This is a genomic window from Brenneria izadpanahii, from assembly GCF_017569925.1.
Lineage (GTDB): Bacteria > Pseudomonadota > Gammaproteobacteria > Enterobacterales > Enterobacteriaceae > Brenneria > Brenneria izadpanahii.
On sequence record NZ_CP050854.1, the window covers coordinates 2450546 to 2472870 of the forward strand.

The window sequence follows — 22325 nt, forward strand, 5'->3', positions numbered from 1 at the left end:
ACCGGGGATATCGTCCTCTTGTTTTATCCGCCAGCGGCCGTCAATTCATGCCGGTGGCATCGCGCCATTATCCATTCAGAAGACTGCTGACAGAAACTGACAGCGGCGCCCGTTACGCTTTGGTCTCCGGTAGTTCATAAGATATGACCAGAGAAGGATATTCCAATGACCAAAGCCATCACTATCATCACCGAAAACTTTTCCGACTGGGAAACGGCGCTGATAAATTCCACATGCCGGGCCTATTACGGTTTCGATACACAGTTCGCCTCCCCCAGCGGCGCTTCGGTTAGCTCTTCCGGCGGCATGACGGTGACTCCCCATATGGCGATTGAAAATATTCGGCTTGATGATCTTGACCTGTTAATCATCTGCGGGGGTACCATCTGGCGGACCAGCCATGCGCCAAATATCAATATGTTGGTTGCTGAAGCGCATGATAAGGGCATCGCCGTTGCCGGCATTTGTGATGGCACCAGAGTGTTGGCGCAAGCGGGCGTGCTTGACGATCTCCGCCACACCTCCAATTCGGCAGAAAACCTGTCGCAGCTGAATTATGGCGGAGCCGCGTATTATCAGGATGTCCCTTATGCCGTAGCCGATCGTCATGTCGTCACCGCTCCCGGCTCTGCCCCGGTTAGCTTCATGGCGGAAATTATGGGGGTGTTAGGGATAAGGGATGAAAAACTCAATGCTTATTTGGCGATGCACGCGGCTGAACACAGCAAACCCGCGGGGAATATCATTAGCTAAAGAGAACCCCATGCCGTATCAAAAGCGATACGGCAATCATTATATCGCAGCCCAATTCCATTGCCTGAATAAGGCAGTATGCAAATAACAAAATATCAGTGTGATTTAGCTTACGTTTTTTCAGATTGAAATCGTGATGTCTTGCTATTTTCACCCGTCATCTTGTGATATTAATCACAATATTTTCCCCGGTAGTTTACTGCTATGACGATTCGCTAATACAGTCAGTGAGATAAATCAGTAAGGAATGATTATGCAGGTTTTTTTGCTGGATGCGCTGCCAACCCCGCTAGGGGAATTAATGATTGTTGCGGATGAAAATAATTGCCTGCGGGCGGTAGAATGGCGTGAATATGAAGAAAAGTTATATCGTTCGCTTAATAGCAGTTACAAGAATGATCCCTTTAGGTTACGGCCTTGCCATAACCCCGGCGGATTGACGGATGTTCTACAGCGTTATTTCGCCGGCGATTTAACAATTATTGAAACAATAGCGGTCGCTTCGGTTGGAACCGCATTTCAGCAACAGGTATGGCGCGAATTACGCCGGATTCCCTGTGGGGAAATAATAACTTATGGTGAGCTGGCCGCCCGGCTCGGTCGCCCTTCCGCTGCCCGCGCGGTGGGAATGGCCAATGGCTCAAACCCAATTAGTATTGTCGTTCCCTGTCATCGGGTTATCGGCGCGAACGGCGCATTAACCGGTTATGCCGGCGGCGTTCATCGTAAGCAATGGTTGCTAACGCATGAAGGGTATTTCCCACAGCAGAATATATTGGCGTTATGAAAGGTATTTCTCCGACAACGGCCTGATCGCTAAAGTATATTTGGCCTTATATCGGGTGAAATTATCTTAGTTCGCTATATATTGGCATCTTGAAGAGACTATCGGACTTATCAGCGGCGATAAAAGCTGTTAAAATTGACCAATATCAATTATCGCCTGAGCAAAGTCTATGATCCCGGAAAAGCGAATTATCCGCCGCATCCAGTCTGGCGGTTGTGCGATCCACTGTCAGGATTGCAGTATCAGTCAACTATGCATTCCATTTACCTTAAATGAGCACGAGCTCGACCAGCTCGATAATATCATTGAAAGGAAAAAGCCTATCCAGAAAGGACAAGCTCTCTTCAAAGCTGGCGATGAGTTAAAATCTTTATACGCTATCCGTTCGGGTACGATTAAGAGCTACACAATCACCGAACAAGGTGATGAACAAATTACCGGTTTTCATCTGGCTGGCGATCTGGTCGGTTTTGATGCCATCGGTAATGCGCAGCACCCTAGCTTCGCGCAAGCGTTAGAGACGTCAATGGTATGCGAAATTCCATTTGAAACGCTGGATGATCTCTCAGGGAAAATGCCCAACCTGCGTCAGCAGATGATGCGTTTGATGAGCGGCGAGATTCGCGGCGACCAGGATATGATCCTGCTGCTGTCGAAGAAGAATGCCGAAGAACGTCTGGCGGCCTTCATCTATAACCTGTCCCGCCGGTTTGCCGAACGCGGGTTCTCCCCCGCGAGTTTCGCCTGACCATGACCCGCGGCGATATCGGCAACTATCTGGGGCTAACCGTTGAAACCATCAGCCGTTTGCTCGGCCGTTTTCAAAAAAGCGAGATTCTTGCGGTAAAGGGCAAATACATCACTATTGAGAATCTTGGCGCGCTCTCCGAGCTTGCCGGCTCCTCGCCTAATCGCGCCTAATCCCTTGCCGGACCTATAAATATCCTATTTTATTGATCCGGCTTGCATCATCTGTTGTTCAAAACGACGCCCTTAGGGTACTCTTAATTTACAGACTGTGAACTAACAGCTGTTTGGAGGACCTATGGCAAAGTATCAGAACTTACTTGTAGCTATTGACCCGAATCAGGATGACCAACCAGCGCTTCGGCGGGCGGTTTATTTGGTTCAGCGACTTGGCGGCCGTATTAAGGCGTTTCTGCCTATTTATGATTTTTCGTATGAAATGACCACCCTGCTGTCTCCGGATGAACGGACGGAAATGCGACAAGGCGTGATTCAGCAACGCACCGAGTGGATTAAGGAGCAATGCAAATATTATCTTGATGCAGGCGTACCGATAGAAATCAAAGTGGTCTGGCACAATAAGCCATTTGAAGCCATCATCCAGGAGGTCATTGCCGGACAGCACGACCTGTTACTGAAAATGGCGCATCAGCACGATCGGTTGGAAGCGGTTATTTTCACTCCCACCGACTGGCAGCTATTGCGTAAATGCCCATGCCCCGTCTGGATGGTTAAAGATCAGCCCTGGCCGGAAATTAGCCGTGCGCTGGTTGCCGTCAACCTTTCCAGTGAAGACCCCTATCACGATCCTCTTAATATTAAGCTGGTATCAGAAACGCTGGAACTGGCTAAACAGGTTAATGAAACGGAAGTTCACCTCGTCGGCGCCTATCCCGTCACGCCGATTAATATCGCCATCGAACTGCCTGATTTTGACCCCAGCGTCTACAATGACGCGATTCGCGGTCAGCACCTTATCGCCATGAAGGCATTACGTCAGAAGTTCAACCTGGATGAACGGGTGACGCATGTGGAAAAAGGATTGCCCGAAGAGGTGATCCCCGATCTGGCGGAGCATTTACAGGCTGGCGTAGTGGTTCTGGGCTCGCTGGGGCGAACCGGGCTTTCTGCGGCGTTTATCGGCAACACGGTGGAACATGTTATCGACCATCTGAAGTGCGATCTGCTGGCGATTAAACCTGATGATTTCGTCAGCCCCGTCACGCAGGAAGGTGAAGCCGAAGAGGATAAAAGTTAGTATAGATTTACATCAATAGCGGGCATAAGAAAGGGGCGATAATTATCGCCCCTTTTTCGTCAGCCTATTCCCGGTAGGGATTACAGCGCTTTCAGAATCGCTTCTACGCTGTCTTTGGCATCGCCAAATAGCATCTGTGTATTTTCTTTGAAGAATAACGGGTTCTGAACGCCGGCATAGCCGGTATTCATCGAGCGTTTGAACACGATGACATTCTGCGCTTTCCACACTTCAAGAACCGGCATTCCCGCAATCGGGCTATGCGGATCTTCCTGCGCGGCCGGGTTTACCGTGTCATTGGCGCCGATGACCAACACGGTATCGGTATCGGCGAAATCATCATTGATTTCATCCATTTCCAGCACGATATCGTAAGGCACTTTCGCTTCGGCCAACAGCACGTTCATATGACCAGGCAAGCGACCCGCAACCGGGTGAATGCCGAACCGAACATTAACGCCGCGGGCGCGCAGCTTAGCGGTAATATCGTGTACCGGATACTGTGCCTGCGCTACCGCCATGCCATATCCGGGGTGATGATCACCGAGCTTGAGTTCTTGAGTAACTCAGCCACTTCTTCCGCTGAAGCCTCACGGTATTCGCCCATCTCTTCGCTTTCACCGGTGGAAGAGCCGTCGGTGCCGAAACCACCGGCAATCACGCTGATAAAGGAACGGTTCATCGCCTTACACATGATGTAAGACAGGATGGCCCCGGAAGAACCCACCAAAGCACCGGTCACAATCAACAGGTCGTTGCTTAACATGAAGCCCGCGGCGGCGGCGGCCCATCCTGAGTAGGAGTTCAGCATGGAAACCACGACCGGCATGTCGGCGCCGCCGATGGAGGCGACCAAATGCCAGCCGAACACCAATGCGATTGCGGTCATGACCAGTAAAGCGAGGGTTTGCGCCACAACGCTGTCGGTATTAATAAACGCCAGAAGCAGCAGGAAAGAGACAACCAGCGCCGCCAGGTTCATTTTGTGACGATGAGGCAGCATCAGCGGTTTGGATGAGATTTTACCGCGCAGCTTGCCAAAAGCGACAACCGAACCGGTAAAGGTTACCGCACCGATGAAGATACCCAGGAAGACTTCCGTCAAATGGATATTCACCATCACCGGGTCGGTGATTTCGCCGTGATCAAGAAAGCTGTTAAATCCAACCAGAACGGCGGCCAGCCCCACAAAGCTGTGAAGAATGGCAACCAGTTCCGGCATTTCGGTCATTTCAACTTTACGCGCCAGATAAACGCCGATCGCGCCGCCAATTACCATGGCGAGAATGATCCAGCCAACGTTTCCGGTTTCAGGCCCAAGGATGGTGGCGATCAACGCTATCGCCATCCCGACGACGCCGAAGATGTTCCCCTGACGAGACGTTTCGTGCTTGGATAAACCAGCCAGACTAAAAATAAATAAGATCGCGGCAACAATGTATGCAGCTGTAACTAATCCACCAGACATGTGTTACCCCTTAATTTTTGCGGAACATTTTCAGCATGCGCTGAGTGACGGTGAAACCACCGAAAATATTGATGCTGGCGATCAATACGGCGATGAAGGAAAAGAAAGACACCCATCCGCCGTGACCAATTTGCAACAATGCCCCTACCACGATAATCCCGGATATCGCATTGGTTACCGACATCAAGGGCGTGTGCAGCGCATGACTAACATTCCACACGACGTAGTACCCCACCACGCACGCCAGCGCGAAAACGGTGAAGTGAGATAGGAACTCTTTGGGCGCGACATTCGCCAGCCAGCCGAACAGCAGGATGGCAATGGCGATGAAAGCATATTTCTTCCACGGAGAAGCCGGCTTTTCCTCTTCTTTCGCCACCGCGGCGGCGGCAGGTTTGGCCTGCTGCGGCTGAGCGGAAACCTGAATCGGCGGCGCAGGCCAGGTTACTTCGCCATTTTTGATAACCGTTACGCCACGAATGACGTTGTCTTCGAAATTAACGTCGATTTCGCCATTCTTCTCTTTGCACAACAGCTTCAACAGGTTAACCAGGTTGGTGCCGTAAAGCTGGGAAGACTGGGTCGGCAGACGGCTGGGCAGATCGGTATAACCGATAATTTTGACGCCGTTTTCCGTTACCGTAACCTGATCGGCAACCGTCAGTTCGCAGTTACCGCCGGTTTGAGCGGCCAGATCGACAATCACGCTGCCGGGCTTCATGCTCAGAACCATATCTTTGGTAATTAGGCGCGGAGCGGGTTTGCCGGGGATAAGCGCGGTGGTGACGATGATATCAACATCTTTTGCCTGTGCGGCAAACAGTTCCATTTCCGCTTTGATAAAGGCTTCCGACATGACTTTGGCATAGCCGTCGCCGCTGCCGGCTTCTTCTTCAAAGTCAAGTTCCAGGAACTCGGCGCCCATACTCTTGACCTGCTCCTTAACTTCGGGGCGAGTATCAAAAGCGCGGACAATCGCACCTAAACTCCCTGCCGCGCCGATCGCAGCCAGACCCGCGACACCGGCGCCGATAATCATAACCTTGGCCGGCGGAACTTTACCGGCAGCGGTAATCTGCCCGGTAAAGAAGCGGCCAAACTCATGGGCGGCTTCTACAATGGCGCGGTAACCCGCAATATTCGCCATTGAGCTGAGCGCATCCATTGACTGGGCGCGTGAGATTCGCGGCACAGAGTCCATTGCGAGCACGGTCACCTGGCGGGCGGCCAGTTTTTCGAGTAGCTCGGGATTCTGAGCGGGCCAGATAAAGCTGACAATCGTACTTCCCGCGCGGGTGAGTTCAATTTCCTCATCCAGCGGCGCATTGACCTTCAGGACAATATCGGATTGCCAGATTTCTGCGGTATCTGCAATTGACGCGCCGGCTTCTGCGTAAGCCGCGTCTTCAAAACTAGCAAGTTTCCCTGCCCCACGTTCTATCGAGACCTCAAAGCCAAGTTTCAGCAACTGCTCGACCGTTTTCGGCGTTGCCGCGACTCTTGCTTCATTGGTCAACCGTTCTCTTGGAACACCAATACGCATACTGATTCCCTTTTTTGCTTATTTTTAACGAAGGTTATTAAGTTACCTTACTGCGGTAATATGAATTGACTGAGATCTATTTCACCCCGTTCTCTATACTAGTCAAATCATCTATGCTCTGTATCTTGCGAATTGCAATGGCGGCGGCATTCCGCACTACATATCTTAGCCTAATAAGACGCTAGGTTGCCGCCAAGGTCCGACTTGAAATCTAATTGGTATATAACCTACTGAAAATGTGATCGATGATCCATAGATAAAACGAATTTCACACAAAAGCCGAGTTATTATGGGCGTCACCCGCTTTTTTTGGTCAAAAATCACACTTACCGCCCCCTTTGTAGCATTATTATTGAAGTATTATTCTGGGGTATTTCACAAAACACATGTGTTACGGGCTTGTTAATACATGAATTTCTCATAAATATCCTTTATTATGAGAAAACAATCATTAACCGTTATTATTTGCGCTTTTCTTCATTCCATTCCCATAAGGGAGCGTTGGAATATCCTGCAAAAATGCTAAGGCATGTGTTTGTATTCCGTGCGATAATCCGTGGCTATCCCATTACATCTTGATTGCTAAGCACGTTATAAACCAAATGCGCCAAGCGAAAGGATCCTTTTATGAAGTTGAAGACTACTATTGTTATTGCATCCGCACTGCTCTCGTTATCGGCATTTTCAGCGCAGGCTGCGAAGGAACTCACGCCGGAACAGGCTGACGCATTGCAGCCATTTGAGCGCATTTCATTTAAAGGCCGGTTTAACGCTATCAATGAAGCGGTTGCCGCCGCATCGAAACGGGCGGGTAAGCTAGGCGCCGATGCGTTCTATGTGCAGGACATGATAGACGAGAATTCCAATGGCAACTGGAACGTTATCGTTGACCTCTATCATAAAGATGCGCCCAAGGCTGATGGCAATGTTAAATTACGTGATTTTCATGGCGTCAAAGAGCTTCCTAAAGATGTTGCCTATGCGTTGGAACCGTATGATACGGTCACCGTCAGCGGCTATTTCCCCAATCAGCCAAGCCTGAATGAAGCGATCGCCAAAGCGGCGAAAGAAAAAAACGCGGCTTCTTTCTACATTGTGCGCCAAATAAACATTAACTCCGAAGGGGGCAACCAGCGGGCTACGGCGTATATATACAAAGCCGATGCGCCTAAGCGCCAGATCCAGAGCGCGGATGCCATTCCCGCTGATTCCGAGGCCGGGCGCGCAGCTTTGGCCGCCGGTGGCGCTGAAGCCGCCAAGGTGGAAATTCCAGGCGTGGCGAACTCAGGCAGCCCAAGCCGCAACGTCGGCAATTTCTTTGAAACTCAATCGTCGAAAGGCGGCCGTTACACGGTAACGTTGCCGGACGGCACCAAGATTGAAGAAGTGAATAACGCCACCGCCGCGCAGATGGTGCCGTTTGATTCGATCACCTTCCGTGGAAACTACACCACCAGCCCCGCCGTATCGGAAGCGGTTGCCAAACGCGCCGCCCAGAAAGGCGCCAAGTATTACCACATTACCAAACAGTGGCAGGGAAACGGTACGAATATGACTATTAGCGCTGACCTGTATAGATAATTTTCGTGTCGCAAGCCCCAAAAAAAACCCGCGTAATGCGGGTTTTTTTATCGGCCGGGTAACGCAAGCCAACGTATCCCTTATTTACTGGTATCCAGTTCAGGGAAACTTTTCACCAGATCGTCAATGGCTTTGATCTGTTTGAGGAAGGGTTCCAGCTTATCAAGCGGTAATGCGGAAGGACCATCGCATTTCGCATTAGCCGGATCGGGATGCGCCTCAATGAAGAGCCCCGCCAGCCCTACCGCCATCCCCGCGCGGGCAAGCTCGGTTACCTGCGCGCGTCGTCCGCCGGATGCCGCGCCAAACGGATCGCGGCACTGCAATGCGTGAGTAACGTCAAAAATCACCGGTGCGCCGTGGGAAACCTGCTTCATAACATTAAAGCCCAGCATATCCACAACCAGATTATCGTAACCGAAGTTGCTGCCGCGATCGCACAGAATCACCCGATCGTTTCCGCCTTCGATAAACTTATCGACGATGTTTCCTACTTGTCCGGGGCTGACAAACTGGGGTTTTTTCACGTTAATGACGGCTCCGGTTTTCGCCATCGCCTCAACCAGATCGGTTTGACGCGCCAGGAATGCCGGCAACTGGATAACATCAACAACCTCCGCGACGGGCTGAGCCTGGAATGACTCATGGACGTCGGTAATTATTTTTACGTCAAAGGCCTGTTTTAGTTCCTGAAAAATTTTCATTCCTTCTTCCAGGCCCGGACCGCGGTAAGAATGAATGGAGGAGCGGTTGGCTTTATCAAATGAGGCCTTGAACACGTATGGAATACCCAGCTTTTGCGTTACCGTAACGTAATGCTCGCAGATACGCATCGCCAGATCGCGTGATTCAAGTACATTCATGCCGCCAAACAAAACAAAAGGCAGATCGTTGGCAACGGGGATATCCCCCACCTTGACCACTTTGTTCTTCATACTTTTACCTTAATGTCGGATAAATCAACGTTGAAATACACCCGCCGACGTTCAAGCTTTCGTCCGGCTTTGCCTTGAGGTCAAGCGGGTATAAATATGCATTCATCAATGCAGGACGATATGTTTTTGCTCTATTGAGTGAATTTGCACTTTAATCATTTCACTCACCGGATCTTCCGGGCATTGTTCAACAAAATAGTTAAGGTCGGATAGCGCAATGTGATCGCAGTCCAACTGGGCGTAAATCAGGCCGCGGTCACGGATTTCATATGGATCGTCGGGATCGAACTGCAACACCGTTTCGCTGGCTTTCAGGGCCAGTTCCATCTGTTTTTCCTCCATTAGCGCCACTTTCAGCGTATCGAGTATTTTACGGACGATCAGCACATTCTCGGCCTCATCAAGATCTTCATCCATCAGCTGCGACGACGGGCCAATATTGCCTTTCAGCCACACTTCCAGCACATGCTCGCTCAAGGTGTCGCCGTTTAACGGATTGATCAGCCACATTTCTTCGTCCAGCCAGTCCGCCCGCAAAATAAGCTGGGTTGGGAAGATGACCGGCATCAGCGGCAGCCCGAGCGCATGCGCGATATGCAGGAAGATAACGCCAAGCGATACCGGCATGCCCTGGCGGGACTCCAGTACCTTATCCAGCCACAGCACATCGGAAAGCCGATAAACGCCGCTGGCGCCGCCAAATCCCCAGGTGTGAAAGAAAAGCTCGATGAGCTTTTCAAGCTGCAAATCTTGTTCAAGATCTTCGGGAATGACCGCGCGGGCATCGTCAACCAGCTGTTGCAGATTTTTCCGCACATCCTGAGCGGGGAAGTCGCGGCGAATCGCCTGTGAAACTAATACGACACCTTCACTTAATTGTGAACGATTGAATTCAAAATTAGCAATAGAACTCATAGTTATTCCATCTGCAACGGTAACTTAGTCAGCGAAATCTGCATAACCAGATAAAAGCATACTAAGGCAAGTATAAACGCCAGCCAACGCACTTTCCCACTACGTGGGCGTTTCCCCAAAGCGATTGCGCCAAGGAGGATGTAAATAATAACGCCAAACAGTTTTTCCGTCAGCCAGCTTTGTCCGGCAACGAACGGATAAACGCGGTTAATAACGACTAAGCCGATACCGCTGACTAATAATAAAGTATCGTTTATATGCGGCAGTATCTTAACCCATCGTTGTCGCAGCATGGCGGATTGCCGGCATAACCAGAAAAAACGCAGCACAAATAAAAAAATGCTGGCGCCGACCGTAACCATATGCAGATATGCAAACCCTAAAAAAAGCGCCATCCGCGTCGCCTCCTGAATAATTATTTAATTGCCGCGTTTAGCCATTGCCCTAGCGAAACGCGATCGTTATTGCCGTAATCCCGATAGGTCTCTATCCGTGCAAACCCGCTGTTTTGCAACAACCGGCGCACGGCGGCTCCCTGTTGCCATCCGTGCTCCAGTAATAGCCAGCCGTTCGGCAGTAAATGGTTGACGGCATGTTCGATAATAAAACGCAAATCGGCCAACCCATGCTCCGCGGCCACCAGCGCGCTGTCGGGCTCAAAACGAACATCGCCCTGAGACAGATGGATATCATCGGCATCGATATAGGGAGGATTGCTGACGATCAGCGTGAACCGCTGTTGCGATAGCGACGAGAACCAGTCGCTCAATAAAAATCGGGCGTTCGTAATACCAAGCCGCTCGGCGTTGCGCCTTGCCAGCGCGACGGCTTCGGACTGCGCATCCACGCCAGTCACCTGACAGTCAGGGCGCTCGCTGGCAATGGCCAGCGCAATCGCGCCGGTGCCGGCGCCCAGATCCAAGACGGCGGACGCTTCAGCGGGCAAGCGTTGCAATGCCAGCTCAACCAGCCGCTCGGTATCAGGGCGTGGTATCAGCGTGGCGGGCGAAACCAGCAGCGGCAGCGACCAAAACTCGCGTTCTCCGGTCAGATAGGCGATAGGTTCGCCTTTAACCCGCCGGGCCAGCAGCGCATCCAACTGCCGCGACTGGCCGTCCGTCAGCATGGTTTCACCAAACGCCAGCAAAAACGTGCGCGCTTTCCCGGTGACAAAGCTCAGCAGGATTTCCGCATCGCGTTTCGGGCTTTCCCCCGCCGCCAGCCGCGCAGTGGCCGATGCTAACCAGGTTTGATAATCCATTACTCTTGCTCTGAAAGCGCGGCAAGCTGATCGGCCTGATATTCCTGAACTATTGGCTGAATCAGCATATCCAGCTTGCCCTCCATTGCTTCATCCAGGCGGTAAAGCGTCAGGTTGATTCGATGATCGGTCACCCTTCCCTGCGGAAAGTTATAGGTGCGGATACGATCCGAACGATCGCCGCTGCCAAGCAGATTACGGCGCGTAGAGGCTTCCTCCAACTGCCGTTTCTGCATTTCCGCGGCGCGGATACGCGCGCCCAGCACGGACAACGCCTTAGCCTTGTTTTTATGCTGTGAACGCTCATCCTGACATTCAACGACGATGCCGGTCGGCAAGTGGGTAATACGAATGGCGGAATCGGTGGTGTTGACGTGCTGACCGCCCGCCCCGGACGAGCGGAACGTATCGATACGCAAGTCGGTTGGGTTGATTTCGGGCAGTTCGGCTTCCGGGATTTCCGGCATCACCGCCACGGTGCATGCCGAGGTGTGAATACGCCCCTGCGACTCGGTTGCAGGAACGCGCTGCACGCGATGGCCGCCGGATTCGAATTTGAGCTGACCATAGACGCCATCGCCGGAGACTTTGGCGATGACTTCTTTATAACCGCCATGCTCGCCATCACTGGCGCTCATGACTTCAACCTGCCAACGGCGGGTTTCCGCGTATCGGCTGTACATGCGGAACAAATCGCCGGCGAAGATCGCCGCTTCATCCCCGCCGGTTCCGGCGCGAATTTCAAGGAAGCAACCGCGTTCGTCATCCGGATCTTTCGGTAATAGCAGAACCTGAAGCTGCTGTTCCAGTTCTTCAGCGGTTAGTTTCGCCTGTTTTAATTCTTCCTGCGCCATTTCGCGCATTTCCGCATCATCCAGCATGATTTCCGCGGTTTGTATATCTTCCTGTACCTGCTGCCATTGTTGGAAACAGCGAGTAATATCAGTGAGCTGCGCATACTCGCGGGACAATGCGCGAAATCGGTCCATATCAGCGATCACGCTCGACTCACCGAGTAACGCCTGAACTTCCTCATGGCGCTCTTGTAACGCTTCCAGTTTAGCAACAATAGAAGGCTTCATGCGGGCTGTTAAATCCTGTTATTAAAAGAGATGAATACTAGTCCAGCCCAAGGCTGTCACGTAAAATTTGCAAACGGTTCAAATCGCCATCGCGGGCGGCTTGTTGAAGAGATTTGGTGGGAGCATGAATTAAACGATTGGTTAAACGATGCGTCAATTCCTGAATGACCGCTTCCACATCGTTTCCCTGCTGAATAGCGGCAATGGCCTTGGCCGTCATTTCCGAACGAAGTTCCTCTGCCTGATCCCGGTAATCGCGGATGGTATCGACGGCGGACTGCGCCCGCATCCAGGCCATAAAGTCAGAGCTTTCCTGCTGAACAATCGATTCCGCCTGGATAGCGGCTGCTTTGCGCTGCGCTAAATTGTGCTGAATGATGGCGTGCAGATCATCAACGCTATAAAGATAAACGTTAGGTAATTTACCCACTTCCGGTTCGATATCACGCGGAACGGCAATATCCACCATTAACATCGGCTGATTGCGTCTTGCTTTCAGCGTCCTTTCCATCATCCCTTTCCCAATAATCGGCAGCGTGCTGGCGGTTGAGCTAATTACGATATCGGCATGAGCAAGCTGCTCATCCAGTTCGGCGAGAGTAATGACTTCGGCCCCTACTTCGGCGGCCAGCGCCCGAGCGCGTTCGCGAGTACGGTTGGCAATCACCATACGATGAACCCGATGTTCATGAAGATGGCGGGCCACCAGTTCGATGGTTTCCCCCGCGCCGACCAATAACACGTTAACATCGGCAAGGGATTCGAAAATCTGGCGCGCCAGCGTACACGCGGCAAACGCGACAGACACCGCGCTGGCGCCGATATCCGTCTCGGTGCGAACCCGCTTGGCGACGGTAAATGATTTCTGGAATAAGCGCTCAAGCTCGCCGGAGACGTTATGTCCGCGCAATGATTCAGCAAAAGCTTTCTTCACCTGCCCCAAAATCTGCGGTTCGCCCAACACCAGTGAATCCAGGCCGCTGGCAACGCGCATTAAATGGCTGACGGCGGCGTTGTCTTTATGCCAGTAAAGGCTGTCGCTGACTTCATCAGGATTCAGATGGTGATATTCACATAACCAGTCAATCAGTTGCTCACGCAGATTTTCCCGCTCTTCGACGCTGAGGTAGATTTCGGTGCGGTTGCAGGTGGACAGCAGTACGCCGCCCTGCACCATAGGTTGTTGCAGCAGGCTATTCAGAGCCTGCTCCAGCGCATCCGGCGAGAAAGAAACTCGTTCACGCAAAGAAACTGGAGCCGTTTTGTGATTAATACCTAGCGCAAGCAGCGTCATTGAACAATTCTTGAGTAATACCGGTGTTAGTATGGGTTTCGTGTGAATGGCATTCTACTTGATGCCGGGAAGCAAGAAAAGCGACAGCGCGCAATGCCGCCCCTCCTCGGTGTATACTCTTTGATGAAAACGACAAATATTGACGCTGAGTCACAAGCCCGTTAGCGTGACACATTTTGCGATACTCAACCTGATTTATAGGATCCGACAGACATGCCACTAATCACCCTCCGTTGCTTGCGGCTACTGCCTTTAGCCGGTTTTTTACTGACCGCCTGTAGTCTTCACCAACCCGCTTCGCCGGGAAAAAGTCCGACGTCGCCCGAGTGGCAACAGCATCAACAGAAAGTGCAACAGCTGAGCCAATATCTGACCCGCGGCTCCTTTGCCTATATCTCCGATAGCAAGAAACTATATGCCCGTTTTTACTGGGAGGAGTCATCATCACAGCGCTATCGTCTGTTGTTGACCAACCCGCTGGGGAGCACGGAACTGGAGCTGAGCGCGCAGCCGGGCAGCGTACAGATCACCGACAATCAGGGTAAACGCTACGTCGGGAAAGACGCAGAAGATATGGTGCGACAGCTGACGGGAATGGCGATCCCGCTGAATAATCTGCGTCAGTGGATCCTGGGGCTGCCGGGCGATGCGAGCGATTTCTCCCTCGACGATCGGTTCCTGTTGAATAAGGTCACCTATCGCCAGGGCGATCAAAACTGGAGCGTGAGCTATCAGAGCTACAACCAGAAAGTGAATCCGCCATTGCCGGAAAACCTGGAGCTTACTCAGGGCGAACAGCGTATTAAGTTAAGAATGGATAACTGGACGGTAAAATAACCCATGCGGCTCAACTTCATTGAGAAATGGCCCTCTCCAGCCAAACTGAACTTGTTCCTTTATATCACGGGGCGGCGGGCGGATGGCTATCACCTGCTGCAAACCCTGTTTCAATTTTTAGACTATGGCGATACGTTGACGATTACGCCTCGTCAGGATGAACGGATTCAATTGCTCACGCCGATAGACGGCGTTGATAACGAGCAGAATCTGATTATCCGCGCGGCTCGCCTGCTGCAACAACATTGCATCAGCCGCGGCGTTCGCCCCGCCGGTTTCGGCGCGGATATTCGTATCGATAAGCGCCTGCCGATGGGCGGCGGACTGGGCGGCGGTTCATCTAATGCGGCCACGGCGCTGGTCGCGCTTAATCACCTGTGGCAGTGCAATCTGAGCGCAGATGCGTTGGCCGGCCTCGGCCTGCGGCTCGGCGCCGACGTTCCGGTGTTCATTCATGGACACGCCGCATTTGCAGAAGGCATAGGAGAAAAGCTGACGCCCGCCTATCCAGCTGAAAAATGGTATCTGGTGGCGCACCCTGGCATCAGCATCTCTACCCCGCTAATCTTTGGCGATCCCCAGCTAAAACGAAATTCTCCGGTTCGATCTTTAGAAACGTTACTAAAACAGACCTTTGTCAATGATTGTGAGACTATCGCAAGAAAACGTTTTCGTGAGGTTGAACAGCTACTTTCATGGCTGTTAGAATACGCCCCGGCGCGCCTGACCGGAACAGGTGCTTGTGTGTTTGCTGAGTTCGACACCGAGCCCGAAGCCCGTCAGGTGCTTGACCAGGCCCCGGATTGGTTAAATGGTTTTGTGGCGCGAGGCGTTAACGTTTCTCCGCTGCAACGCACGCTTTCCGGGCAATGTTAGGTTTTGATAACACCCAACCTTTTCGGGCTGTGTGTTATCAAGCTTAATTCATACACCCGTATGCATATTGTACCTGTTGTTGCTCACCGCTCCCGGATATTATAGCGGGTACAATATTTCTCTGGACGCAAGCCTGAGGTTCTTCTCGTGCCTGATATGAAGCTTTTTGCTGGTAACGCCACCCCGGAACTAGCACAACGTATTGCCAACCGTTTGTACACTAGCCTTGGCGACGCCGCAGTCGGTCGTTTTAGCGATGGTGAAGTCAGCGTGCAAATCAATGAAAATGTACGCGGTGGTGATATTTTCATCATCCAGTCCACCTGCGCACCGACTAACGATAACCTGATGGAATTGGTTGTTATGGTTGATGCGCTTCGCCGCGCTTCCGCCGGACGAATCACCGCCGTTATTCCTTATTTCGGCTATGCTCGTCAGGATCGCCGGGTACGCTCTGCCCGTGTGCCAATCACCGCTAAAGTGGTTGCCGATTTTCTTTCCAGCGTAGGCGTCGACCGTGTACTGACCGTAGATCTGCACGCAGAACAGATCCAGGGCTTCTTTGACGTCCCAGTCGATAACGTTTTCGGTAGTCCTATTCTGTTGGAAGATATGTTGCAACAGGAACTGGATAATCCGATCGTGGTATCCCCGGATATTGGCGGCGTTGTTCGCGCCCGCGCCATCGCCAAGCTGCTGAACGATACCGACATGGCGATTATCGATAAACGACGCCCGCGCGCCAACGTGTCTCAGGTGATGCATATCATCGGTGACGTTGCCGGACGTGACTGCGTGTTGGTTGACGATATGATCGATACCGGCGGTACGCTGTGCAAAGCGGCTGAAGCGCTGAAAGAACGTGGCGCCAAACGCGTATTTGCCTACGCGACGCACCCGATCTTCTCAGGTAAGGCGTACGATAACATTAAAAATTCGGTCATTGATGAAGTGATTGTCTGCGACACCATTCCGTTGACGGACAAGATCAAATCGCTGCCGAATGTTCGTACGCTGACGCTGTCCGGCATGTTGGCTGAAGCGATTCGTCGCATCAGCAATGAAGAGTCGATTTCTGCTATGTTTGAGCACTAATCGTTTCTGCCGGTCTGGTTATTTCCGCGAGTTAAGCCACCTTTTCAGGTGGCTTAATTATTGGCGTGAAGGAATATAGAGATAAAAAACCGCCGTCGCACAGAGGCCACAGCGGATTTTGAAATTCGCTACAGATTATATTTTATATTGCGCTATGAATGGCGTTCTCGCCGGCAGCGCTTATCAAAATGTTTTAACCACCAATAACGATCGGCGACTTTTTCGCGGCCGCTAATACGAGCGCCTGCCAGCCAGGAAATAGCCCCGGTAAAAATGGCCACCAAATCAATATAGGCCGAATGATGCGGCAGGTTCAGATCGGGAAACTGACTGATGATGGAGTAAGCAATACCGCCAATCATCAGAAACATACCGATGCCCATCAACACGTTACCCAATGTAGTCACGTTCTTACGTTTCATCTGTCACCTCCAGATAAACTCTGTGGATGAATGGGGCTTCGTTGTATTGATGTAATTATAGACAATCAGGGGGCTGATGATTGCGTGAGGGATCACAGATAGCGGAGTAAAAAGAATATTTTTTTACATATAACTAGATAAATAGACAAATATTTAAATAATCCCTACCTGGTTTGGCCGGGCAATGTTCTTAACGTTCATATTGAGCTTAGGCGTCCTGGTATTGATGTCAAATGCTCTGCGGCCTTCAAGTAATAAAGAGATATGTGTAAACTATCGGCCTTCACCGCTATTTAAATTATGCGGACGTTATATCGAACAACAGCGATATGGCACGCAATCTGGAATATTATCGTGAGTAGCATTAAGTTAATTGTTGGCCTGGCTAACCCTGGCGCTGAGTATGCGGCCACTCGTCATAATGCGGGAGCCTGGTATGTTGACCGTCTGGCTGAAATTCATCGCCAGCCGTTGAAGGAAGAAAGCAAGTTTTTTGGTTATACCTCGCGCCTTAATTTGGCTGGACGCGATATCCGGTTGTTGGTCCCGACTACGTTTATGAACCTGAGTGGCAAAGCCGTGGCCGCCATGGCGACGTTTTATCGCATTCAGCCGGATGAAATTCTGGTTGCGCATGATGAGCTGGACTTATTGCCAGGGGTTGCCAAACTCAAATTAGGCGGTGGGCACGGCGGCCATAATGGATTAAAGGATATCATCAGTAAGCTGGGGAATAACCCCAACTTCCATCGTTTACGCATTGGCATCGGGCATCCGGGCGATAAAAATAAGGTGGTCGGCTTTGTTCTGGGAAAACCGCCCGTCAGCGAACAAAAGCTGATTGATGAAGCCATTGATGAAGCGATCCGCTGCACTGAGATCCTGCTGAAAGAGGATATGGTGAAAGCCATGAACCGCTTACATTCATTCAAAGCGGTATAAATCGCGCGCTGATGACGATGGCTGATCGAGATAAATAGTCATTCCGTGTATAATCAGCCGGAATATTTTCATTCTGACAGGCATTTTTGATTAATTGTCTGATTAATAAGTAATTTAAGGTGATATAAACATGGGATTTAAATGCGGTATCGTCGGCCTGCCTAACGTCGGTAAATCCACCCTGTTCAACGCGTTGACCAAAGCCGGTATCGAAGCGGCCAACTTCCCGTTTTGTACCATTGAACCCAATACCGGCGTAGTGCCAATGCCCGATCCGCGTCTGGATAAACTGGCCGAAATCGTCAAACCGCAGCGTACCCTCCCTACCACCATGGAGTTTGTCGATATCGCCGGGTTGGTAAAAGGCGCTTCCAAAGGCGAAGGCCTGGGTAACCAGTTCCTGACCAACATTCGTGAAACCGAAGCCATTGGTCACGTGGTACGTTGTTTTGAAAACGAAAATATAGTTCACGTTTCCGGCAAGGTGAGCCCGGCCGATGATATTGATGTGATCAATACCGAACTGGCCCTGTCCGACCTGGATACCTGTGAGCGCGCTATCCATCGCGTACAGAAGAAAGCCAAAGGCGGCGACAAAGACGCAAAAGCCGAACTGGAAGCGCTGGAAAAATGCCTGCCGCAGTTGGAGAAAGCAGGAATGCTGCGCTCGCTGGATCTGAGCGCGGAAGATAAAGCCGCGATTCGTTATCTGAGTTTTCTGACGTTGAAGCCGACTATGTACATCGCCAACGTGAACGAAGACGGTTTTGAAAACAACCCGTATCTCGATCAGGTTCGGGAGATCGCCGCCGCCGAAGGTTCCGTCGTCGTGCCGGTTTGCGCCGCGGTTGAATCCGATATCGCCGAACTGGATGATGAAGAACGCGATGAATTCATGGCGGAACTGGGGCTGACCGAGCCCGGCCTGAACCGCGTCATCCGCGCCGGCTACGAGCTGCTGAATCTGCAAACCTACTTCACGGCGGGCGTTAAAGAAGTCCGCGCCTGGACCATTCCCGTCGGCGCCACGGCTCCCCAGGCTGCGGGCAAAATCCACACCGACTTTGAAAAAGGCTTTATCCGCGCCCAGACCATCGCTTATGAAGACTTCATCACCTACAAAGGCGAGCAAGGCGCGAAAGAAGCGGGAAAAATGCGTTCAGAAGGTAAAGACTACATCGTGAAAGATGGCGATGTGATGAACTTCTTGTTTAACGTCTAAATAAAATTTGTCGTCTCATGAGGTTTCAGCAAATCTCATGAAAGCCATAAAAATCTATAAAATCCACGCATTTGCGTGGATTTTTCTTGAAACGGTAACTGAAGCTCGGCACTTCTTTAATCAGTCATCAATTTCCCGGTAAAAGCAAAAACTGAATAAACCGCATAAAATGCCAGGTAACCATGCAGTGATCATTTCAAAAGTAGGATTGGGATATATCTCTACTGCATTTACCGTAGCCTGCGCAAGCGTAACAGCGGCTACGTCTCCCAGCAGACACATAATCCGGTACACGCCTTCTCTATCCTTAAATTTCGCTGTTCGCCAAAACAGTGACAACGCAAGCGTGAATAAAGCGAGAAATGCGAGAGTGAAAGCATCTTTAATTATGACTTCAGAGAGCAGCAAAGTGATGCCAAATATAGCAACTGCTAACAGTGCAGGGCGGAAAAAAAATTTCCATAACTGTTTGTATTTTCTAATGTTAAATTTATGAGTGGTAATCATTTTTTCCCTGATATAGCTTTTCGGATTAGAGGATATGAGCTTATTAGCTCAACCCCTTGGTTTTTCCATACGATATAATCCCTATACTCTCATTTCTTAAGGATGCGATCGATTAATCTCCATTCCAACGCTTCCTCCGCTCTCATGGCCCCGCCAGCGACCCTCCCCCCCTGCAATAAAAGAAAATTGCTTTGCGACCGGCGTTCACTTCCGTCGGCATAATACTAAAACCGCCGCCAGCGCCGCGTAAGACATCCCTGCGACCGCCATGCCGTTCCACCCGAAATGTCCCGCAACTATGGCGCCTAATGCCGAACCGGCCGCACCACCGAGAAAGTAGGCGGTCATATGATTTTGAGGCGCTGCTGCTGGCGGCGATTGCCGGTATTGGCTTGTGTTACCTGCCAACCTGGGTTACCGCGCGCGCCACTGCCGGCGGACAATTAATTACTGTGTTTGACGATCCGGCGCAACGCCACGACGATATCCATCTGCTGCGCGCACTGAGAAATCCGCCGGCCAAGTTGCAAGTGTTCGCACAGGCGCTGCTGGGAGCATAAATCGGCCAGACAAATCAGAGCGGAAACAGGTTTTCCACGATGAAGTCAACGAACACCCGAATCTTGGGCGAAAGGTGACGGCCCGACGGCCACAATACATGGAAAACCATCATATCCCGGTTGTAATCGTCCAGGATGGTCATCAAGCGGCCTTGCTGCAACTGCGAGCGCACCGCGATTTCGGGCACACAGGCAATGCCCAGCCCCTGCTCCGCGAAGCATACCTGCGGGTCAAGACTATTGGTCACCATACTGGCGGGGAGTTCAATGGCGGGCATACCATCAGGGCGCGACAATGGCCAGACATCCTGTTTACCCGTAGCGGGAAAGCGATAGAGCAGGCAGGCATGCCCTGCCAGATCTTCCGGTTTAAGTGGAATACCGGCCTTGTCAAAGTACTCGGGCGCGCCCACTATCACTCTGCGGCAGACCCCCAGACGTCGCGCGGTAAGCCGGGAGTCGCTGGGCGTTCCGGTGCGGACAACGGCATCGAACCCCTCCTCAATAACATCCACCAGACGATCTGAATAATCGATATCAAGCGCTATATCGGGATAGCGCCGCTTGAATTCCCCCAATCTGGACATAAAAAGCGTACCGATCGATGGGAGGCTGATGCGCAACTTGCCCTGCGGCGTTTTCTTCGTTTGCAGCAGCTCGGCTTCGGCAGATTCCACCTCACTCAGAATGCGCCGGCATCGCTCCAGAAACAGCGCGCCTTCCGGCGTCAGACTGACGGTACGGGTTGAACGGTGGAACAGGCGCACTTCCAACCGATCTTCCAGCCGAGCGATGGCCTTGCTTACCGCCGATGCGGAGATGCCTAACTGCTGACCAACCGCCGTGAAACTACGGGAATCGCCGACCCGCACGAAGATGTGGAGTGAGCCGAGACTATCCATATAACTCCCCTAATGATGACGAATTTGTCACAAGTGTTATTCACTCTAGCCTATTTTTCTTCTATGCGGGAATTGGCAGCATGACAAACAGTTTTCAGCAAGGGGCTGAATGACGTCGATCCGGGGATATATGATTAATGAACAAAACGACTACGGCGATTCTAGACAAGAACAGCGAACGCCTGCCGCTGCCGGGACTGTTTGCTTTGGCGATGGCGGCTTTTCTCACGCTACTGACCGAAATCCTGCCCGTGGGATTACTTTCCGCCATTGCGCAAAGCCTGGATACCTCTGAAAGTCTGGCGGGTCAGTTCATCACCGCCTATGCGTTGGGGGCGTTGATCGCAGCCATCCCTGTCACCGTGCTTACGCAAGGCATGCGGCGGCGTCCGCTGCTCTTGACTGCGATCTTCGGCTTTGCGGTAGTCAATTTTATTACCGCGACCTCCGCTAGCTATACCATCTCGCTCATAGCGCGTTTTTTCGCCGGCGTTTTCGGCGGCGTCGTCTGGTCGCTGCTGGCTGGCTATGCGGTGCGCATGTCGCCATCCCATCTCAGCGGGCGCGCCATAGCAATCTCCGGCGCGGGTGCGACTATCGCGCTGGTGCTCGGCGTGCCGCTCGGTTCCTTATTGGGGCAAGCCATCGGCTGGCAAGGCGCTTTTGGTCTGATGACGGCGCTGGCGTTGGCTCTCATCGCATGGATAGTCGCGGTCGTGCCGGATTTCCCAGGGCAGACCAAAGAACAACGCCAGAGGCTTGTCAGCGTCTTTCTGAGGATCGGCATTCGTACCGTGCTGTTTGTGGTCTTTACCTTCATTATCGCCCACAACATTCTCTACATCTACATCGAGCCTTTACTCATCCCTTCGGGATTATCCGCGAATGTGGATATCGTGCTATTCGTCTTCGGTTCGGGGGCAATCATCGGGCTGTGGTGCGTCGGCGCGCTGGTCGATCGCCGGTTGCAACGGCTTGCCGTGGCGAGCATTGCCGTTTTCGCCCTCGCCTCTCTGCTGTTGGGCCTTTGGGGCGATCTTCCGCAGGTGGTTTATCCTTCCGTGCTGGTATGGGGGCTCGCTTTCGGCGGTTTTGCCACAATCACGCAAACCGCATTATCTTGTTTCGCCGGCGCCTCGGTGGATGTAGCGCAATCCTTCTATACCACCGGCTGGAACACCGCCGTTGCCGGCGGAGGCATCGTCGGGGGCATTTTATTGGGCCGGACGGGTTCAGCATCATTCGCATGGGCGGCGATCGGCATTCTGCTTGCTTCTTTACTGGGGGTGCTTTTCATGAACAGACGGCTGGCCAACAACCACAATCGTTGAAGTGAAC

General features: G+C 51.9%; 21 protein-coding genes and 2 pseudogenes. 12 read left to right on the top strand and 11 right to left on the bottom strand.

Annotation, left to right across the window (positions count from 1 at the left end; translation table 11 throughout):
- Positions 1-165: 165 nt before the first annotated feature.
- From HC231_RS11075 to uspE, 4 genes and pseudogenes are all read left to right on the top strand, one after another.
- Positions 166-753: a DJ-1/PfpI family protein gene (locus HC231_RS11075; protein WP_208231020.1), complete on the top strand. Its 588-nt coding sequence runs from the start codon at positions 166-168 to the stop codon at positions 751-753.
- A 253-nt stretch (positions 754-1006) separates the two neighbouring features.
- Entirely contained in the window at positions 1007-1540 is a 534-nt protein-coding gene (gene ogt / locus HC231_RS11080; protein ID WP_208231021.1) for a methylated-DNA--[protein]-cysteine S-methyltransferase, read from the top strand.
- Between the two features lie 169 nt (positions 1541-1709).
- Positions 1710-2461 (top strand): annotated as a pseudogene (gene fnr, locus HC231_RS11085) (fumarate/nitrate reduction transcriptional regulator Fnr).
- A 124-nt stretch (positions 2462-2585) separates the two neighbouring features.
- Complete coding sequence (uspE, locus tag HC231_RS11090) at positions 2586-3545, top strand: universal stress protein UspE (RefSeq protein WP_208231022.1); 960 nt, start codon at positions 2586-2588, stop codon at positions 3543-3545.
- An 80-nt stretch (positions 3546-3625) separates the two neighbouring features.
- Here the strand turns inward: uspE and pntB are convergent.
- Both pntB and pntA read right to left on the bottom strand, forming a co-directional pair.
- Positions 3626-5013: pseudogene (gene pntB / locus HC231_RS11095) on the bottom strand (Re/Si-specific NAD(P)(+) transhydrogenase subunit beta).
- Between the two features lie 10 nt (positions 5014-5023).
- Positions 5024-6556, bottom strand: a complete 1533-nt coding sequence (gene pntA, locus HC231_RS11100) for a Re/Si-specific NAD(P)(+) transhydrogenase subunit alpha (protein WP_208231023.1) — start codon at positions 6554-6556, stop codon at positions 5024-5026.
- Between the two features lie 627 nt (positions 6557-7183).
- Between pntA and ydgH the strand changes: the two genes are divergently transcribed.
- A complete protein-coding gene (gene ydgH / locus HC231_RS11105; RefSeq protein WP_208231024.1) occupies positions 7184-8137 on the top strand; it encodes a DUF1471 family protein YdgH in 954 nt (317 codons plus the stop codon).
- A gap of 80 nt (positions 8138-8217) precedes the next feature.
- Here the strand turns inward: ydgH and kdsA are convergent, their stop codons facing one another.
- The 6 genes from kdsA to hemA all read right to left on the bottom strand — a co-directional run bounded on the left by kdsA (position 8218) and on the right by hemA (position 13624).
- Positions 8218-9072 (bottom strand): 3-deoxy-8-phosphooctulonate synthase, encoded by an 855-nt coding sequence (gene kdsA / locus HC231_RS11110; protein WP_208231025.1) that lies wholly within the window; start codon positions 9070-9072, stop codon positions 8218-8220.
- 105 nt (positions 9073-9177) lie between these two features.
- Entirely contained in the window at positions 9178-9987 is an 810-nt protein-coding gene (sirB1, locus tag HC231_RS11115; RefSeq protein ID WP_208231026.1) for an invasion regulator SirB1, read from the bottom strand.
- 2 nt (positions 9988-9989) lie between these two features.
- Positions 9990-10382, bottom strand: a complete 393-nt coding sequence (locus tag HC231_RS11120) for a SirB2 family protein (protein ID WP_208231027.1) — start codon at positions 10380-10382, stop codon at positions 9990-9992.
- A 20-nt stretch (positions 10383-10402) separates the two neighbouring features.
- A complete protein-coding gene (gene prmC, locus HC231_RS11125; RefSeq protein ID WP_208231028.1) occupies positions 10403-11248 on the bottom strand; it encodes a peptide chain release factor N(5)-glutamine methyltransferase in 846 nt (281 codons plus the stop codon).
- Positions 11248-12330: a peptide chain release factor 1 gene (prfA, locus tag HC231_RS11130; protein WP_208231029.1), complete on the bottom strand. Its 1083-nt coding sequence runs from the start codon at positions 12328-12330 to the stop codon at positions 11248-11250. The genes prmC and prfA overlap by 1 nt, the downstream gene beginning before the upstream one ends.
- Positions 12331-12367: 37 nt before the next feature.
- Complete coding sequence (hemA, locus tag HC231_RS11135; RefSeq protein WP_208231030.1) at positions 12368-13624, bottom strand: glutamyl-tRNA reductase; 1257 nt, start codon at positions 13622-13624, stop codon at positions 12368-12370.
- A 213-nt stretch (positions 13625-13837) separates the two neighbouring features.
- Between hemA and lolB the strand changes: the two genes are divergently transcribed.
- From lolB to prs, 3 genes are all read left to right on the top strand, one after another.
- Complete coding sequence (lolB, locus tag HC231_RS11140; RefSeq protein WP_208231031.1) at positions 13838-14461, top strand: lipoprotein insertase outer membrane protein LolB; 624 nt, start codon at positions 13838-13840, stop codon at positions 14459-14461.
- Between the two features lie 3 nt (positions 14462-14464).
- Complete coding sequence (ispE, locus tag HC231_RS11145; protein ID WP_208231032.1) at positions 14465-15337, top strand: 4-(cytidine 5'-diphospho)-2-C-methyl-D-erythritol kinase; 873 nt, start codon at positions 14465-14467, stop codon at positions 15335-15337.
- Between the two features lie 147 nt (positions 15338-15484).
- Positions 15485-16432: a ribose-phosphate diphosphokinase gene (prs, locus tag HC231_RS11150; protein ID WP_121514191.1), complete on the top strand. Its 948-nt coding sequence runs from the start codon at positions 15485-15487 to the stop codon at positions 16430-16432.
- Between the two features lie 152 nt (positions 16433-16584).
- Here prs and ychH read toward each other — a convergent pair whose 3' ends face one another.
- Complete coding sequence (gene ychH / locus HC231_RS11155) at positions 16585-16854, bottom strand: stress-induced protein YchH (protein WP_208231033.1); 270 nt, start codon at positions 16852-16854, stop codon at positions 16585-16587.
- A 300-nt stretch (positions 16855-17154) separates the two neighbouring features.
- On the opposite strand from ychH, the gene pth reads away from it, so the two are divergent.
- Together pth and ychF are read left to right on the top strand one after the other, a co-directional pair.
- Positions 17155-17796 carry an aminoacyl-tRNA hydrolase gene (pth, locus tag HC231_RS11160; RefSeq protein ID WP_208231034.1) on the top strand — a complete coding sequence of 214 codons (642 nt, stop codon included), beginning with the start codon at positions 17155-17157 and terminating at the stop codon, positions 17794-17796.
- Between the two features lie 130 nt (positions 17797-17926).
- Positions 17927-19018, top strand: a complete 1092-nt coding sequence (gene ychF / locus HC231_RS11165) for a redox-regulated ATPase YchF (protein WP_208231035.1) — start codon at positions 17927-17929, stop codon at positions 19016-19018.
- 120 nt (positions 19019-19138) lie between these two features.
- On the opposite strand, the gene HC231_RS11170 is transcribed toward ychF, so the two are convergent.
- Positions 19139-19525 carry a hypothetical protein gene (locus HC231_RS11170; RefSeq protein ID WP_208231036.1) on the bottom strand — a complete coding sequence of 129 codons (387 nt, stop codon included), beginning with the start codon at positions 19523-19525 and terminating at the stop codon, positions 19139-19141.
- A gap of 308 nt (positions 19526-19833) precedes the next feature.
- Here HC231_RS11170 and HC231_RS11175 point away from each other — a divergent pair, with 308 nt between their 5' ends.
- Entirely contained in the window at positions 19834-20085 is a 252-nt protein-coding gene (locus HC231_RS11175; RefSeq protein ID WP_208231037.1) for a LysR substrate-binding domain-containing protein, read from the top strand.
- Between the two features lie 14 nt (positions 20086-20099).
- On the opposite strand, the gene HC231_RS11180 is transcribed toward HC231_RS11175, so the two are convergent.
- Entirely contained in the window at positions 20100-20987 is an 888-nt protein-coding gene (locus HC231_RS11180; RefSeq protein ID WP_208231038.1) for a LysR family transcriptional regulator, read from the bottom strand.
- Between the two features lie 137 nt (positions 20988-21124).
- Between HC231_RS11180 and HC231_RS11185 the strand changes: the two genes are divergently transcribed.
- Positions 21125-22318 carry an MFS transporter gene (locus tag HC231_RS11185; protein ID WP_208231039.1) on the top strand — a complete coding sequence of 398 codons (1194 nt, stop codon included), beginning with the start codon at positions 21125-21127 and terminating at the stop codon, positions 22316-22318.
- Positions 22319-22325 lie beyond the last annotated feature (7 nt).